Origin of the sequence: Nocardia sp. NPDC050717, assembly GCF_040654275.1 — a bacterium.
Lineage (GTDB): Bacteria > Actinomycetota > Actinomycetes > Mycobacteriales > Mycobacteriaceae > Nocardia.
The window spans coordinates 120,268-136,268 of record NZ_JBFAHR010000004.1 but is presented as its reverse complement, the minus strand read 5'-3'; the positions used below and the strand labels follow the sequence as shown (position 1 = coordinate 136,268).

The 16,001-nt window shown below is 71.3% G+C and carries 9 protein-coding genes and 2 pseudogenes; 6 read left to right on the top strand and 5 right to left on the bottom strand.

What is annotated here, in order from left to right:
• Nucleotides 1-291: 291 nt before the first annotated feature.
• Complete coding sequence (locus AB0H56_RS11220; protein ID WP_357161293.1) at nucleotides 292-915, bottom strand: hypothetical protein; 624 nt, start codon at nucleotides 913-915, stop codon at nucleotides 292-294.
• Between the two features lie 141 nt (nucleotides 916-1,056).
• On the opposite strand from AB0H56_RS11220, the gene AB0H56_RS11215 reads away from it, so the two are divergent.
• Complete coding sequence (locus AB0H56_RS11215) at nucleotides 1,057-1,731, top strand: hypothetical protein (protein ID WP_357161290.1); 675 nt, start codon at nucleotides 1,057-1,059, stop codon at nucleotides 1,729-1,731.
• Nucleotides 1,732-1,760: 29 nt separating this feature from the next.
• Entirely contained in the window at nucleotides 1,761-2,753 is a 993-nt protein-coding gene (gene galE, locus AB0H56_RS11210; protein WP_357160549.1) for a UDP-glucose 4-epimerase GalE, read from the top strand.
• A 48-nt stretch (nucleotides 2,754-2,801) separates the two neighbouring features.
• Here galE and AB0H56_RS11205 read toward each other — a convergent pair whose 3' ends face one another.
• From AB0H56_RS11205 to AB0H56_RS11195, 3 genes are read right to left on the bottom strand one after another with little or no spacing between them, the layout of a single operon-like run.
• On the bottom strand, nucleotides 2,802-5,294 hold the full coding sequence (locus AB0H56_RS11205) for an FtsX-like permease family protein (protein ID WP_357160547.1): 2,493 nt from the start codon (nucleotides 5,292-5,294) through the stop codon (nucleotides 2,802-2,804).
• Nucleotides 5,291-5,983 carry an ABC transporter ATP-binding protein gene (locus AB0H56_RS11200; protein ID WP_167456140.1) on the bottom strand — a complete coding sequence of 231 codons (693 nt, stop codon included), beginning with the start codon at nucleotides 5,981-5,983 and terminating at the stop codon, nucleotides 5,291-5,293. The genes AB0H56_RS11205 and AB0H56_RS11200 overlap by 4 nt, the downstream gene beginning before the upstream one ends.
• 59 nt (nucleotides 5,984-6,042) lie before the next feature.
• Entirely contained in the window at nucleotides 6,043-6,366 is a 324-nt protein-coding gene (locus tag AB0H56_RS11195; protein ID WP_357160543.1) for a hypothetical protein, read from the bottom strand.
• A 156-nt stretch (nucleotides 6,367-6,522) separates the two neighbouring features.
• Between AB0H56_RS11195 and AB0H56_RS11190 the strand changes: the two genes are divergently transcribed.
• From AB0H56_RS11190 to AB0H56_RS11180, 3 genes and pseudogenes are all read left to right on the top strand, one after another.
• On the top strand, nucleotides 6,523-7,848 hold the full coding sequence (locus tag AB0H56_RS11190) for a histidine kinase (RefSeq protein ID WP_357160540.1): 1,326 nt from the start codon (nucleotides 6,523-6,525) through the stop codon (nucleotides 7,846-7,848).
• Nucleotides 7,845-8,534, top strand: a complete 690-nt coding sequence (locus AB0H56_RS11185) for a response regulator transcription factor (RefSeq protein WP_357160537.1) — start codon at nucleotides 7,845-7,847, stop codon at nucleotides 8,532-8,534. Before AB0H56_RS11190 ends, AB0H56_RS11185 begins: the two co-directional genes overlap by 4 nt.
• Nucleotides 8,535-8,577: 43 nt before the next feature.
• Nucleotides 8,578-9,402, top strand: a pseudogene (locus AB0H56_RS11180) (serine/threonine-protein kinase); the annotation flags it as partial.
• Nucleotides 9,403-12,432: 3,030 nt separating this feature from the next.
• Here AB0H56_RS11180 and AB0H56_RS11175 read toward each other — a convergent pair.
• Nucleotides 12,433-14,754, bottom strand: a complete 2,322-nt coding sequence (locus AB0H56_RS11175; protein WP_357160534.1) for an FdhF/YdeP family oxidoreductase — start codon at nucleotides 14,752-14,754, stop codon at nucleotides 12,433-12,435.
• 203 nt (nucleotides 14,755-14,957) lie between these two features.
• Between AB0H56_RS11175 and AB0H56_RS11170 the strand changes: the two are divergent.
• Nucleotides 14,958-15,974: pseudogene (locus tag AB0H56_RS11170) on the top strand (FUSC family protein); the annotation flags it as partial.
• Nucleotides 15,975-16,001: the final 27 nt, after the last annotated feature.

Sequence of the window (16,001 nt, the reverse complement as noted above, 5' to 3'; positions counted from 1 at the left end):
GGTTCCGATGTGGCGGAGTCGGAGCGGACGGGGAGTGCTGAGGCCCCGGACGCGCCGGTCGCCGGTTCGCCCGGTGCCGCTGGGACAGCCGGTGCCACGGGATCCGTCGCGGTGCGGGCCGAGATGGGTCTCACCGGACCCGTTGCGGTGGGCGCCGAGGCCGATGCCAAGGGATCGGCCGCAGTCGCCGGCGACGCCGACGCCACGGACACTGTTTCGGCGCGTTCGGCGCGAGCTCCGGCGGCAGACCGCGGCGCGATGGTCGACGACCGCGCAATAGCCGACGGTGGCTCAGTGGGCAGCGCTGAATCCTTGCGCGCCGGTACCGCGGAGCCGGGTGGAACTGCCACGGGCAGCAGCGCTGCGGTGGGCACAAGTGCGGTCGGTGGCGGTGCCGGCGCGCCCGCCGGTGGTGCCACGGCTGGTGGTGGCGCGCATGGCGGTGGCGGCACGCCTGCCGGTGCTGGCGCGGCTGACGGTGGTGGTGGTGCGCCTGGTGGTGGTGGCGACGCTGACGGTCGTGGCGCGGCTGACGGTCGTGGCGGCGCGCATGGCGGTGGCGGCACGCCTGCAGGTGGCGGCACGGCTGGTGGTGGCGACGCTGACGGTCGTGGCGCGGCTGACGGTCGTGACGGCGCGCATGGCGGTGGTGGCGTGCCTGCCGGTGGTGGTATGCCTGCCGGTGGTGGTGCGGCTGAGGGTGGTGGCGGCACGCCGGGTGGTGGCGGCACTCATGGCGGTGGCGGTGTGCCTGGCGGTGGTGGCGTGCCTGGTAGTGGTGGCACGGCTGGTGGTGGCACAGCTGACGGTGGTGGTGCGGCTGGTGGCGGTGGCGGTGGCGGTGGCGCGGCCGAGCCGGACAAGCCGTTCGACATGGGGGACAGCGACCCGGCACCACAGAGCGCGGCACGGCACCAGGCTTCCGCTGGGTCGCAGGGTGTTCCGTCGGCCGAAGGCGCGCGTCCGGGGCCTGCGGGACACGGTGTCCACCCCTATCCCGCACCACCGCCGATGGGCCGGGCCTGGCCCGGCCCGCGGCTGCCTGTGCCGAAGCGGATGTCCGGGTTGCACCGGCTGGGGTGGTTGGCGCTCGTCGGTCTGGTCGTGGCGTTGGTGGCGCTGCTGGTGGCGCTGGTCGCCGTGGTGGTCGGTGGGGACGACGATGACCAGGCCAAGGATGCCGCCACCGCCGGTCCGCCGTCGAGTTCCGCTACGACAGTGGGTGATTCGTTCGCCGAGAGCCGTCGGGTGTTTCCCACTCTGGTCCCGCAGGGTGCCACGGGTGAGGGGCCGGGCTATCGTGGCGCGCGCTGCTTCGCGGTGCGGTCGGTGAGCGAGCTGGAGTGGAAAGAGCCCGCACTGCAATGGAATCCGATCAGCGCCGGCTGGCAGTGTGAGCGCACCGATAACAACGCGGGGTCGGTGAGCTACCTCGTGCTCGAGTACCCGTCCGCCGCGCACGCGAGGTCGGTGGTCGAGGCGCTGCCCGCCGCGGTCCGCTATCCCGGCGACAAGGACGGCGTCGAGTTCGACCTGCGCCGCTGGGTGGTCCCCGACCCCTCCAGCGCCCGCATGAGCACCGCGCACCAGGTGATCGGTTTCCCCGACGACGACCTGCGCGCGAACTACCTCATCGCCGTGAGCCGCCGCGGCAGCAGCGGCACCGCAGGCGCCCCACGCCCCTCCGCCCAGGACGAGGTCACCGCCTGGTGGGAGGACGTTCCACTCTGACGATAGTCCGCTAGAACCCGAGGAGAGCTGTGAAACTGCTCGTCACCGGCGGTGCCGGATACATCGGCGGCGTGACCGCGCACCGACTCGTCGACGCGGGGCACGAGGTCCACGTGCTCGACAATCTGTCCACCGGCTTCCGGGAGAACGTGCCCGGCGCGGCGACGTTCCACGAGATATCGGTACACGAGGTTGCCGAGATTCTCACGCCCGACGCGGGATTCGACGGTGTGCTGCATTTCGCCGCGTCCATCGAGGTCGCCGAGTCGGTGCGGAATCCGGACAAGTATTGGCGCAACAACATCGAGGGCTCCCTGGCCCTGTTGCGCGCGATCCGGCTCGCTGCGGTGCCGCGGCTGATCTTCTCCAGCACCGGCAGCATGTACGCCGGCGACGGTCAGACATCGTTCGACGAGGGTGCGGAAGTACGGCCCAATAATCCTTACGCCGCAACGAAATTCACCGTTGATCAGATGATCGCGGGGGAGTGCGGCGCCTCGACGACCCTGGGCGCAGCGTCACTGCGGTACTTCAACGCCTCGGGCGCGGTCCGCACTGCCGACGGCGGCCATCTGGGCGAACGGCACGATCCCGAATCGCATCTGATCCCCATCCTCTTGCAGGCCGCAGCGGGGCAGCGGCCCCGGTTCACCCTCTTCGGCACCGACTATCCGACCGTGGACGGCACTTGCGTGCGCGATTACGTCCACGTCGCCGACCTCGCCGACGCGCACCTGCTCGCGCTCGACGCGGTCCGGCCCGGCGAGCACGAGGTCTTCAACTTGGGCAACGGTCGCGGCTTCTCCAATCGCGAGATCATCGATGCCGTGCTCGCCGTGACCGGCGCCGACTTCCCGATCGATGTCGAGGACAGGCGCCCCGGCGACCCAGCGGTCTGCGTCGCGTCCTCGGCGAAGGCACACAAGCGACTCTGCTGGACTCCGCGCCGGACGCAGCTCTCGGAAATCATCGGCGACGCTTGGGAATTCCATCGCGCCATGCTGGCGGGCGCCGCGCGCTAGCCCTTCGTCGCGGTGCCACCGGGCGGACCGGCGACACCGCGACATCCGTCAGTCCACCGCCAGCGCCGCGACGATCGGCATCCGTGCCGCGCGGAAGGCGGGTGGGATCGAGCCGAGGAGGGCGAGTCCCAGGGCGACGATGCCGTACACCAGGAGCAGGGGGCTCGGCCGGTAGACGATGTCGATCGTCATGGCGTGGCCGATGGCCACGGTGCCGAGGTACTGCACGCCCACGCCGATCACGAGACCGATGGCGGCGCCGATGAAGCCGATGCCCGCCGCCTCGGCGAGCACCGAGCGCAAGAGGAACTTGCGGTTGGTGCCCATGGCGCGCAGCACGCCGAGTTCCCTGCGCCGCTCCAGTACCGACAGCATCAGCGTGTTGAGCAGCGCCACCGTCGCCACCAGCACAACGATCCACAGGATCATGTTGCTCATGGCCGCGCCCTGCTGCACGCCGGAGGAGATGGCGTTCACCATGTCGGCGCCGGTCGCGACGTAGAACTCCTCGGGGACCAGTGCGCGCACCGCGGCCTGGACCGTCTCGGGGTCGGCGCCGGGGGTGTACTCCACCGACAGGATGGTCTCGCCGGGTCGCTGATACCACTCCCGCATCTGATCCAGGTTCATCATCACCACACCCGAGACGGCGGTGAAGTACGGAATGACCTGCAGGACAGGCACGGTCCGTGCGCCCGACGGTGTGGGCATCGTGATCTCGTCACCGGCGGCCACGTGCATCGACCTGGCCACATCACGGGTCACGACAACGCCCTCGCGGCGCTCCATCCGCTCGACCACGGCCGGATCGACCGCGCTCAGCCTGCTCTCGTCGGCCGTCGGCGGATAGCCCTGCACCATCACCCGCCCGGTGCCGACGGTCGCGAACGCCATCTGCGCGGGCCGCACCGCCGCGACGCCGGGCACCGAGGCCACCTTCTCGCGCAGTTCGGGCGGCAGGATCGGGCCGGTCGGGAACTGCTCGACCGGGCTGCCGCTCACATACAGATCGGTGTCGGCCAGGCTCTCGAACGATTCGGTCGCCGAGTCGACCATGTTGCCGGACGCGCCACCGAGCGCCACCACGGCCGCGACGCCGATCATCACCGTCATCGCGGTCGCCCACACGCGGCGTGGCGCGCGTTCGAGGGTGGTGGCGCCGAGCGCGCCGGGTGCGCCGAACCAGCGGGCGATGCCCGCGGCGCCGCGCACGATCGGGCCGGTGGCGGCGAAGCACAGCAGCACCGCCGCGGCGAACGAGGTCGAGATGGCGCCCAGCGAGATCCGTCCGAGATCGAGGAAGGCCAGCGTGACGGCCACCCCGACGAGGCCGAGCCCACCGGCCAGCGCCGCCCAGCGCAGCACCGCGTTGTCGGCGGCCGAATCACTGGCCTCGACCGGCGCCAGCGCCTCCACCGGCGCCACCTTGTACACCTGACGCGCCGCGATCGCCGCCGCCAGCACGGTCGCCACCACGCAGGCCACGATCGCCGCGGGCACCGCGTAGTTCGGCACCATGAACTCGGTCCGCGACTCCACCGACTGCACGATCGCCGCGGGCAGGCGCTCGATCGCGAACCGGCCCATCACCGCGCCGATCGCCGACCCGATGGCGCCGCCGATCAGACCGAGCAGCGCCGCCTCGACCAGCAGGTCGCGCACCATCGGCCCGCGCTGCCCGCCGATCGCCCGCAGCAGCGACAGCGTCGGCCTGCGCTGGGCCACCGCCATGCTCATCGCGTTGTAGATCAGGAACGCCGACACCATCAGCGCCGCCGCCGACGACATCAGCGTGGAATACCGCAGGATCTGGATCGCGCCGCCGGCCTGCGCCGTCCGCAGGCTCGGCTCGGCCACCACGGCCCGCCCGTCCACGGCGGCCGTGAGATCGGCCCGCAGCTGCCCGATATCGGTGCCGGGCTTCGGCAGGATCTGCACGGAGTCGAGCCGGTCGACCCGGTTGGTGAGCAACTGCGCGAGCGGCAGCGGGGCGGCGATCAGGTGACCGCCGTTGAGCCGGTTGGTCGCCTCGTCGTCGAGCACCCCCGCCACCGTCCCGGTGCCCCAGCCGATCGGGATGCTGTCGCCCACCTGGTAGCCCATGGCGGCGCCGACAAGCACCCCGCGCGGCGTGCTGACCAGCTCGGCCGTGTGCTCGGCCATCGGCCCGGCCAGATCGCCGCCGAGCGCGGCGACATTCGCGTCGGCGCCGACCAGCATGGCCCGGTCGGGACCGGCGCCCAGCGTGGTGCGCAACATCGGCACCGCCGTCGCGACGCCGGGCGTGGCGCTGATCCGGGCGAGCAGGGACTGCTCGAAGCCGGCGTCGGTGATGCCGGTGATCTCGAGCTCGGCCGTGCCTGCCAGGCCCTGGGTGAGCCGGTCTACCGAGCCGGTCACCGAGCCGGAGATGCTCAGCACGGCGACCAGCAGCGAGGCCGACACCGCCATCACCGCCGTGGACATGACGGTGCGGCCCGGATGGCGGATCAGTTCACCGATGTTGAACAGCCGCAACCGATCCCACATCGCCGCGATCATGCGTCGACCCGCGCTGCCACGACGTCGTCGGCGTCGATCCGGCCGTCGTGCAGGGTGATCACCCGATCGCAGTACGCGACGGCGCCCATGTCGTGGGTCACCATCACGACCGAATTGCCCTGCGCGGTGATCTCACCCAGCAGTTCCAGGATCGACGCGCCGGTCTTGGAGTCCAGGTTTCCGGTGGGTTCGTCGGCCAGGATCAGCGGCGGATCCATGATCAGCGACCGCGCCACCGCGACGCGCTGCATCTGCCCGCCGGAGAGCTCGGCGGGCCGGTGCTGGGCTCGGTCGCCCAGACCGACCAGCTCGAGCAGTTCCAGCGCGCGCGGCTTGGCCTTGCGTAATCCGGTGCCGTCCAGCAACTTCGGCACCGCGACGTTCTCCCAGGCCGACAGCGTGGGCAGCAGGTTGAAGAACTGGAAGACGAAACCGACCTGCTGCAAACGGAAAGCCGCCTGGGCGTCCTCGTCGAGGCCACCGATCTCGGTGCCGCGGAAGCGGATCGAGCCCTCGTCGGGCTTGTCCAGGGCGCCGAGCAGATGCAGCAGGGTGCTCTTGCCGGAACCGGAAGGCCCGATGATCGAGGTGAACTGGCCCGCCTCGATGCGCATGCTCACCTCGTCGAGCGCGCGTACCCGCTGTTCGCCGACACGGTACTGCTTGACCACCCGCGTCAGTTCCAGCATCGGCGAATCGTTGTCCGGCATGTTCTTGGCCCCCAAGGGTTTTCGGTCGGATGGAATCGTCAGCGCACGAGGGCGCGGGTACGGGTAGTCTGCCCGGTCGCGGCGCGCGCGTCGAGAAGAGCGCGCAGCGCAGGCTGCTCGGCGGCCAGTTCCAGATAGGCCTCCACCGCCGAATGTCCTTCGATCTCGGCCTGTTCGAGTTTGGCGCGCAGATGGTTGTTCCAGCGATAGGCCAGGGCTTGCAGGAGGCCGTCGATCCCGCCGAAGAGCTCGTCCAGCCCGGCCAGGCCGGTGAACAGCTGGGGGTCGCGCGGGTCGATCGAGGCCCTGGCGAGCACGGTGTGCACGATCTCGGTGCGGCGGTGCTGATCGGTCCAGGTCATGGGCTTCACCTTCCGTGAGCGGTGTCACTCACGCTACGGTCGCGCCGCGGCGGAATCGTCGTGCCCGGGACCCGACTTCTCCTCCTACCCGGGTAGGAGGACGGGCCCGTTCGCGGGACGATGACGGGCGCCGGGCCCGGCGGCTAGCCTTACCCCATGGAGGTGAGTCACGCCCTTCCCGCGAGTACGGCGGGCCCGCACGGCCGCTGGCGGCGGCTCGCGGACCGGCCGCGGGAGGGGATGCGACGGCTGCTCGACATCGTGCGTGAGCGCATCGAGTCCCTGCCTTACGACTACCCTCCCGCCGTGATCATCGGGGCCGACCTCGCCCTGCTGGTGATCACCGGCGCGGCCGTGATCCAGCGGCACTCCTACTTCCCGAGTCCGCTCCCGCTGGTGGCGATGGCCACCGCCTTCCTGCCGATCCCGCTGTTCGCGATCTTCGGGGTGAAGCCGCATCCGGCGCTGTTGAAGGGTTCGGCGCTGCTCTCCTGCGGGCTGTTCCTGCTGCAGCCCGTCAGCGCCGATTTCGCGCCGTTCGTGCTGGTGATCGTCGCCGGTGAGGTGGCGGCGGTCGCCTCGCGCGGGATCACGGTCGGGTTCACGGTGCTCGCGATTCTCGAGCTGGTCGCCTTCGACCTCGCCGGTCACGTCCGGTGGGGCGACGCGGGGCAGCGGTTGCAGGGGCTGCCGATGTACGTGCTCGGCATCGTGCTCGGTGTCTTCGTCGGCGTGCTGTTGCAGTATCAGCGCCGGTTCCTCTATCAGGAACGCGAGAACCAGGCGATCCGCGCCGTGCAGGCCGCCGACGAGGAGCGGCGCCGGATCGCCCGCGAGGTGCACGACGTCATCGCGCATTCGCTGTCCATCACCCTGCTGCACCTGACCGCGGCCCGGCGCGCGCTGCAGACCGACGACGACATCACCGAGGCGGTGGACGCGCTCGTCGACGCCGAACGCCTCGGCAGGCAGGCGATGGCCGACATCCGCCGCACCGTCGGCATGCTCGACACCAGCCCCGCGCTGCTCCCCCCGGAACCGAGCGCCGCCGACATCGACGAACTCGTCGGCGACTTCCGGCGGGCCGGACTCGACGTCGAATACACCCGCACCGGCGACCTCGCCGTGGTCGAGGGCACCGTGGGGCACGCGCTGTACCGGATCGGACAGGAGTCGCTGGCGAACGTGGCCAAGCACGCGCCCGGAGCCGCCGCGACCGTGCGGCTCGACGTCGCCCCCGACCTGGCGACGCTGGTGGTGACCAACCCGATGCCCTGCGGTCCGCCGCCACGGCGCGACGTCGGCATGGGCCTGCGCGGCATGCGCAAGCGCACCGAACTGCTCGGCGGCCGCATCACCGCGGGCAGCGCCGACGACGGGTGGACGGTGCGGGCGAGCTTCCCGCTGAAGTCCGGGCCGTGCACGACCATCACCGCCTTGCTGCCCAACCTGCTCAGGACCAAGCCCCAGGAGGACACGTGACGGCCGCCGCGCCGATCGACAACCCGGTGACGGTGCTCGTCGTCGACGATCAGGAACTCGTCCGCGGCGGCCTGCGCCGCATCCTGCGCCGCCGCGACGGCTTCACCGTCACCGAGTGCGCCGACGGCGACGAGGTGGTGGCCGCGGTCGGCGCCGAGCGCCCCGACGTGGTGCTCATGGATCTGCGGATGAAACGGGTCGGCGGCATCGATGCGACGCGGTTGCTGCGCGCGCGTCCCGACGCGCCGCCGGTGCTCGTGCTCACCACCTTCGACGACGATCAGCTCCTCTCGGGGGCGCTGCGCGCCGGCGCGGCCGGATTCCTGCTCAAGGACTCACCCGCCGAGGACCTGATCCGCGCGGTGCGCACCGTCGCCGCGGGCGGCGCGTGGCTCGACCCGTCGGTGACCGGTCGCGTGCTCACCGCGTACCGCACGGTGCGACCGACCGGTACGCGCAGCGATCACCGGCTCGGCGACCTCACCGCGCGCGAGTACGAAGTGCTCGAACTGATCGGGCGCGGCCGGGTCAACAGCGAGATCGCCGCCGAACTCGGCATCTCCGAAGTCACCGTGAAAAGCCACGTAGGACACATTTTCGGCAAGCTGGACCTGCGTGACCGAGCCGCCGCGATCGTGTTCGCGTTTGACCACGGCGTGGTGACACCGGGAGAATCCTCCTTCTGACGAGCAGGTCTTCGGGCATGCCAGAAGTGGGAGGCGGACGCTGGTGCAGGCACCTGGGTCACGGACGGGGAGCAGATTCGGCCCGTACGAGTTGCGGTCGATGCTGGGCAAAGGCGGAATGGGCGAGGTCTACGAGGCCTACGACACCGGCAAGGACCGGGTGGTCGCCCTGAAGTTGCTGGCGCCCGAGCTCGCCCAGGATCCCGCCTATCAGGTCCGATTCCGGCGCGAGTCCCAGGCGGCGGCGAAACTGGCCGAACCGCACGTCATCCCGATTCACGACTGGGGCGTGATCGACGGGGTGCTGTTCATCGACATGCGCCTGGTTCCCGGCACCGATCTGCGGACGGTCCTGCGCGGCGGGGGGCCGCTCAGTCCCGACCGGGCGGTCGCGGTAGTGGAGCAGATCGCGGCCGCGCTCGACGCGGCGCACGCGGGCGGGTTGGTGCACCGTGACGTCAAACCGGCCAACATCCTGGTGACGCCCGCCGATTTCGCCTACCTCGCCGACTTCGGCATCGCCCACACCGAGGGTGACAGCGCGGTGACCCAGGCCGGGATGGCCATGGGCTCCTACATCTACATGGCGCCGGAACGCTTCGACGTCGGCCCCATCTCGGGCCGTGCCGATGTCTACTCGCTGGCCTGTGTCCTGCACGAATGCCTCACCGGCGCCGCGCCGTTCCCCGCCGCCAGCATGAGCGTGCTCATCCGCGCCCACCTCTCCGAAGTCCCGCCCAAGCCGAGCACCCTGCTGCCCGGCCTGCCGTCGAGCCTCGACGAGGTGATCGCGATCGGCATGGCCAAGGACCCCGCCGACCGCTACGCCAGCGCGGGCGAACTCGCGGTCGCGGCCAGGGAAGCGCTGGTCGCCGCGATCCAGGACGGTCTGCCGGTGGGTGGTCCGCAGGGTTCCGGGGCGATGGGCGTGCCGAGCCCGGGTACCGGAGCGGCGGCGGGTGCGGCGGCCTTCGGCGCGGGTGCGCGGAATCCGGTGCGCGGCAAGGCGCCCGAAGGCTGGAATCTGCCCGCAGGCGTGGGAACCGGTGGTCAGCCGATGCCGGGTGTCGGCGCGAGTGGTGGTTATGACGCCGCCGGTGGCCGGGGTGTGCCCGGTGCTGGTGGGACCGGTGGTCATCCGGTGCCCGGGGGCGGTCGCGGTGGCCAAGGTGGGACCGGTGGTCATCCGGTGCCAGAGGGTGCCGGCCTCAGCCGGGGCGTGCCGGGTGGTGGTGGGACCGGTGGTCATCCGGTGCCCGGGGGTGCCGGTGGCCGGGGTGTGGCTGGCGCCGGTGCGACTGGTGGTCATCCGCTGCCCGGTGGTGCCGGGGGACAGGCCGTGCCCAGCGGCGGTCATGAGGGGCCGGGCGGTCGGACGCCCGGTGGCGCTGATGCCGGTGGTCGCACAGTGTCCGGTGGGCGGAAGGCGCCCGGCGAGGGGCGCGGGCCCGACGGTGACGACAACGCCGACGACGCCGTGCCGACGCCGACCGGAGAGTTTCGCGTCGTCGGTGCGGTGACCGCGACCGGTGGCATCGAGACCTCGCGCAGCCAGACCTCGGCGACCGGCGCGCAGCCCACGCTGATCATCCGGCCGCCCGCCAACGCGGGCCCGGAAACCGCCGGATTCCAGCGCGTCCCGGCCGAGGGCACCGGCGAGGTGTCGATCCCCGCGGTGATCCAACCGACGGGCCCCGCCGAGATCCGCCCCGACGACACCTACTTCACGCCGCTCCCGCCCGCGGACGCCCCGGTCGCCCCGGAGCCGCCGCCGGCCTACACCCCGGATCAGGGCCTGCCCAAGATGCGCCCGTTCCCCGACGCCCACCTCTACGAGGGCGCCCGGCCCGGCGAAACCTCGGCCCCGGTATCGCACCCGCCGTACCCGGCCCCGACCGGCTTCGCCGACGCGACCCCGTCGGGCCCCGTTCCCCAGCGCTCGGCCCCCACCCAGCGCTTCGCGGGCCCCCCGCCGGAATACGTCGACACGGGCCGCTCCAACCCCAACCCGAGATTCGGCCCCACCGCCGACGCGGCACGCCCACCACTGGATGGGCCAGCCACAGGCGGACCGGGCGCCGGAAGCCCCTTCGGCACCGGGCCCGATCCCGTGCGTCCCCCACACGACGGCGCCTCCGGCCCCCTCCCGCAACGATCCGCGCCCACCCAGCGCTACCAGGGCGGTCCTCCCGGACCGGCCGAATTCAGCGGCAGCCCCGAGGCCACCTTCGGCTCGGCTCCCGGCGCGCCGAACCCGTTCCCGGACAACCGGTTCGGTGCCGCGAACGAACCGGGCAACCACTTCGGCGAGGATCCGGAGTCGCCGAACCCGGGTTCGGGCAACCGCTTCGGTGCCGCAAGTGCCCCGGACAGCCCATTCGGCTCGGCTCCCGGCGCGCCGGGAGCGGCTCCGGGCGGACCGTTCGGCGCCGGACCCGACGGGCCCTCCGGCCCCGTCCCGCAGCGGTCCGCGCCCACTCAGCGATACCCGGCAGACCCCGGAGTCGGGGAGTACGTCGACTCCGGGCGTTCCAACCCCAACCCGAAATTCGGTCCCGGTGGTCCCGAATCCGGTTCTCCGGCAGGCGGGTTCGGCGACGAGGAACCACCGTTCGGCGAGTCCGGCGCCCCGGACGCCCGCTTTCGCGCGCCTGACTCCAGCTCCGACGCCCGGTTCCCGGCTCCCGCGGGGATGTTCGGTGACGGCGAGAACTCGCCGCACCCCTTCGGCCCGGCAGCGAAGTTCGGCGGCGAAGACGATCGCTTCGGTTCCGCGGCAGACGATTTCGATGACGACCGCACCGTGCAGCCCGCGCGGTTCGCTGCCGGACCGGACCGGTTCGATGACGACCACGACCGGCCCGGCCCGGACGCCCGCTTCGGCGCACCGGCCGGTGGATTCGACGACCCGGATCGGTTCGGCGAATCCCCCAGCGGCGCCGACCGGTTCGCCGCGCCGACCGAGCAGTACCGCGGCGTGCCGGGGGAGGACCCGCGCCGGGTCGCCGCGACCCGGCAGTACGGCGGTGTGGACGGCCCGGCGACCGAGCAGTACGACCCGGCCGGGTTCGACGCGCAGCGATCGGCGCCGACGCAGCACTACCAGGGCACCTCGCCCAGTGGAGAACCGTTCGGCGCACCGGATCCGCAACGCGCGCAGGCCACGCAGCAGTATCGCGGTGGCGCCGCGCCGTTCCCCGCACACCAGGCCCCGTCGGACGAACCGTACGGCGGGCCGGAGGCGTACGCGCAGTACGACGAGAACAATGCCTACGGCGATCACGCCTACCGCGACCCCGCCTACGGCGCCGACCCGTACGGCCCCGACCCCGGCTACGCGGAACCCGCCTGGCAGCAACGGGATTCGGGCCGGAACAAGGCCATGCTGCCCATCCTGGTGGGCGTGCTCACCGTCGCGGTGCTCGTGATCGGCGGCGCGATCGGCTGGCGGCTGATGTCGGGCGGCGACCCGGCCACCGACACCACCGCCGCGCCCAGCTCGGCGGCGCCGATCGGCGGCGGGGGCGCGGCCACCACGGCCCCGCGCGCAACGACAGCGGCCCCGACGACCTCGGCAGGGCCGGTCACCCTGCCCGCCGGTGCGCAACCGTGCGAATCCGGTTCCACCGGTGGTGCTTTCGGCAAGGCCGCGATCGGCAGCACGGTCACCAGCTGTGGTTTCGCCGAGGCGGTCCGCGCGGCGTACGCGAGTGGCGGCAGCGCGGCGGGCCCGAGGTCCGTCGTCGCCACCAGCCCGGTGACGGGGCGCACCTACACGATGGACTGCACCCCGGCGGGCAAGCTCGTCACCTGCACCGGCGGCGAGAACGCGGTCGTCTACGTCTACTGAGACGCCTCGGCCGCGGCCCCGAACGGAGCCGCGGCCGATCACAACCGCTCAGCTGGACCGCGTCACAGTGACTTTCACGCTCTTCATCAAGGGCTGGTCGCTCTCGGTGCTGTAGTCGCCGATCGCGCACAGCGCGTTCATCTCCGGCATGTACCCGGCGGCACAGCCCATCGGGATGTCGTAGGGAATCACCTTGTACCGGTGCAGTGACCGGGTCGATCCGTCGCGGGCGGTGCTGGTGATGTCGACCTCGTCGAACTCGCGCAGCCCACGTTCGCGCATGTCCTCGGTGTTCATGAAGATCAGCGTGCGCAGGTTCTTCACGCCGCGGTAGCGGTCGTTGTCGGAGTAGATGCTGGTGTTCCACTGGTCGTGGGAACGCTGGGTGGCCAGCGTCAGCACGCCCGGCGGATTGGTGATGTCGGGCAGCGTCGCCGTGGAGAACTCGGCCCGGCCCGACGGCGTGAGGAAGATCAGCTCACGCGCGGGCTGACGGATGCGGAAGCCCAGCGGCAGCCGGACCCGGCGGTTGTAGTCCTCGAAACCGGGCAGCACCTTCGACATGGTGTCGCGGATGCGGTCGTAATCCTCGATGTAGTACTCCCACGGCGTCTTCGTCTCGGGCAGCGCGGCTTTCGCGATGCCGGCCAGGATCGCAGGCTCCGACAGCAGATGCGGTGACGCGGGCTTCTTCATACCGCGCGACATGTGCACCACCGCCATCCCGTTCTCCATCGAGGTGATCTGCGGTCCGCCGCGCTGGATGTCGCGTTCGGTGCGACCGATGCAGGGCAGGATCAGCGCGCGCTTGCCGTGGATGACGTGACTGCGATTGAGCTTGGTACTCACATTGACCGTGAACCCGCACTTCTGGAACGCCGCGAAGGTGTAGGCGGCATCCGGGGCCGCGGCCACGAAGTTACCGCCCATGCTGAGGAAGAACTCGAGCTTGCCCGCCTGCATCGCCTGGATCGTGGCGACGGTGTCGTAGCCGTTCTCGCGCGGCGGGTCGATCCCGCACACCTGGGCGAGCCGGTCGAGGAACTCCGCGGTGGGGTTGTTGTCGATGCCGCACGTGCGGTTGCCCTGCACATTGCTGTGGCCGCGCACCGGTGACGGACCCGCGCCCTCGCGGCCCAGATTGCCGCGCAGGAGCAGCACGTTGACGATCTCGCGGATCGTGTCGACGCCGTGTTCGTGCTGGGTGATCCCGAGGCACCAGCTCATCACGGTGCGGTCGGCGTCGCAGTAGATCCCGGCGGCCTTGCGGATCTCCTGTTCGCTCAGCCCGGACTGACGCTGGATCTCGGCCCAGGTGGTGGCCTCGACCTCGCGCACGTAGGCGTCGAAGCCGGCGGTGTAGCGCTCGATGAACTCGCGGTCGAGCGCCTTCGGATTCGTCTTCGCTTCCTCCAGCACATGTTTGGCGATGCCGCGCAGCAGCGCGAAGTCACCGCCGATGCGTACCTGCAGGGTCATGGTGCTGGTGTCGGTGGCGCGGAAAGTGGCCATCGCGGCGAAGTCGTGCGGGATGATCGTGTTGCGCGCGCCCGCCTCGATCAGCGGGTTGACGTGCACGATCTGCGCGCCACGCTTGTGCGCCTCGGCCAGCGCGGTCAGCATGCGCGGCGCGTTGGAGGCGGCGTTGATGCCCATCACGAACAGCGCGTCGGCCTTGTCCCAGTCGTCGATGTCGCAGGTGCCCTTGCCGGTGCCGAGCGCCGCCTGCAGCGCGCGACCGCTCGCCTCGTGACACATGTTGGAGCAGTCGGGCAGGTTGTTGGTGCCGAGTTCGCGCACCATCAGCTGGTAGAGGAAGGTGGCCTCGTTGCCGAGCCGGCCGGAGGTGGAGAAGGAGGCCAGATTCGGATCGGGGAGTTCGCGCAGCGCCTTGCCCGCCATCTCGAACGCGTCGGGCCAGCTGATCGGCACGTAGTGATCGGTCGCGGCGTCGTAGACCATCGGATGGGTCAACCTGCCCTGGTCCTCCAGGTCGTGGTCGCTCCAGGTGGCCAGCTCGCTGACGGTGTGCCGGGCGAAGAACTCCGGGGTACAGCGCTTGTGCGTCATCTCCCAGGTCACGTGCTTGATGCCGTTCTCGCACACATCGAGCATCAGGCCGTCGGTGGCGTCCGGCCACGCGCAGCCGGGGCAGTCGAAGCCATGGTGGGGATGATTCATCTTCAGTACTGCCTTGGTGCCGAGCACGGGCTCGTGCTCGTCGAGCAGCATGAACTTGCCGACCGAGAGCGCGGCGCCCCACCCGGCAGCCGGGTGATGGTAGGGCTTGAACTTCGGCACCGCGGCGCGGTCGGCGTCGCCGCTCGGCCCGCTGTCGGGGTCATACGGGGTGTACGGACCGTCGGCCATGACATCTTCCCTTCGACGTTTCAGCGCTCGACCCACCGCCATCGCGCGTGTCGCGGTTCGATTGTCGGCCCGCGCGGCCCGACACGTCCAAGACCTACTTCCGAGCACTCGATAGGTTCGGATTATCAACGCAGGTAAGGTCCGCAAAACAGCCTCTGAGCTGCATGGAAGCGGTTTGACGGCGGCGCGTTCTCTCGGCGACGATGCGATTCCAGACCCCTGAGCCGATGCCGGAGGAACCCTTGCCCACCACCCGAACCCGGGCGCGCCCGCTGATTCGGCGGTCCGGCATCGACATCGACCACCTGCCCGCCGCGCGGGTGTTCGTCGGCCTGGCGATCCCCGGCCTGCTGCTCACCGCGGCAGGCCGCACCGACCTGCTCATCTACGCGGTGTTCGGCTCCTTCACCGGCATGTACGGGTTCGCCGAGGCGCAGCGGCAACGCCTGATCCACCAGAGCGAGGCCGCGGTCATGCTGGTCGGGGCGGTCGGCGCGGGCATCGCGCTGGCGCGCTGGCACGCGCCGCCGGTCGTCCTGGTCGCGGCGGTGGCGGTGTTCGCGGCGGTCGCCTCGCCGGTCACCGACCGGCTCGGGCTGCGCCCCGAAGGACCCTTCTTCGGCATCTTCGCCTTCGGCGCGATCGCGATGGTCGCCGGGAATCAGCCCGATCCGCTCGCGGCGCTGCTGATCTGCGCGATCACCGCGACGCTGTGCGTGGCGGTCGGCTACCTCGACTGCACCCGCCGCGCGCGCCGCGCCGGTGCCTGCGTGCTGCCGGTGAGCATCGCGCCGCACCGCACCGGCCGGGTCTCGCTGGTCCAGTCCGGCCGCTACGCGCTGGCGATCTCGATCTCCGGCGGCATCGGGCTGCTGCTCGGCGTCGGCCACGCCAACTGGGCGATGGCGGGCGCCGCCGTCCCGCTGGCCGCCGCGACCTCCCGCGACCGGATCTCGCGCGGGCTGCACCGGGTGCTCGGCACCTTCCTCGGCCTCGCGGTCACGGCCCCGCTGCTGCTGCCGGGGCCGAGCTCGACGGTGCTCGCGCTGGCGATCATCGCGCTGCTGTACCCGACCGAGCTGTTCATGGCCCGCCACTACGCGCTCGCGCTCGGCTTCTTCACGCCGCTGATCATGTCGATGACCGAACTCGCCGCGCCGACCGATCCGCGCACGATGCTCACCGAGCGTGCCCTCGACACGGTGGTCGGCGTCGCGGTGGGAATCGCTGTCGCGCTACTGATCCGC

Coding starts and splice junctions, on each gene's coding strand:
- AB0H56_RS11200 (WP_167456140.1), bottom strand. CDS start 5,983: ATGCTGGAACTGACGCGGGTGGTCAAGCAGTACCGTGTCGGCGAACAG.
- AB0H56_RS11190 (WP_357160540.1), top strand. CDS start 6,523: ATGGAGGTGAGTCACGCCCTTCCCGCGAGTACGGCGGGCCCGCACGGC.
- AB0H56_RS11175 (WP_357160534.1), bottom strand. CDS start 14,754: ATGGCCGACGGTCCGTACACCCCGTATGACCCCGACAGCGGGCCGAGC.
- AB0H56_RS11195 (WP_357160543.1), bottom strand. CDS start 6,366: ATGACCTGGACCGATCAGCACCGCCGCACCGAGATCGTGCACACCGTG.
- AB0H56_RS11205 (WP_357160547.1), bottom strand. CDS start 5,294: ATGATCGCGGCGATGTGGGATCGGTTGCGGCTGTTCAACATCGGTGAA.
- AB0H56_RS11215 (WP_357161290.1), top strand. CDS start 1,057: ATGTCCGGGTTGCACCGGCTGGGGTGGTTGGCGCTCGTCGGTCTGGTC.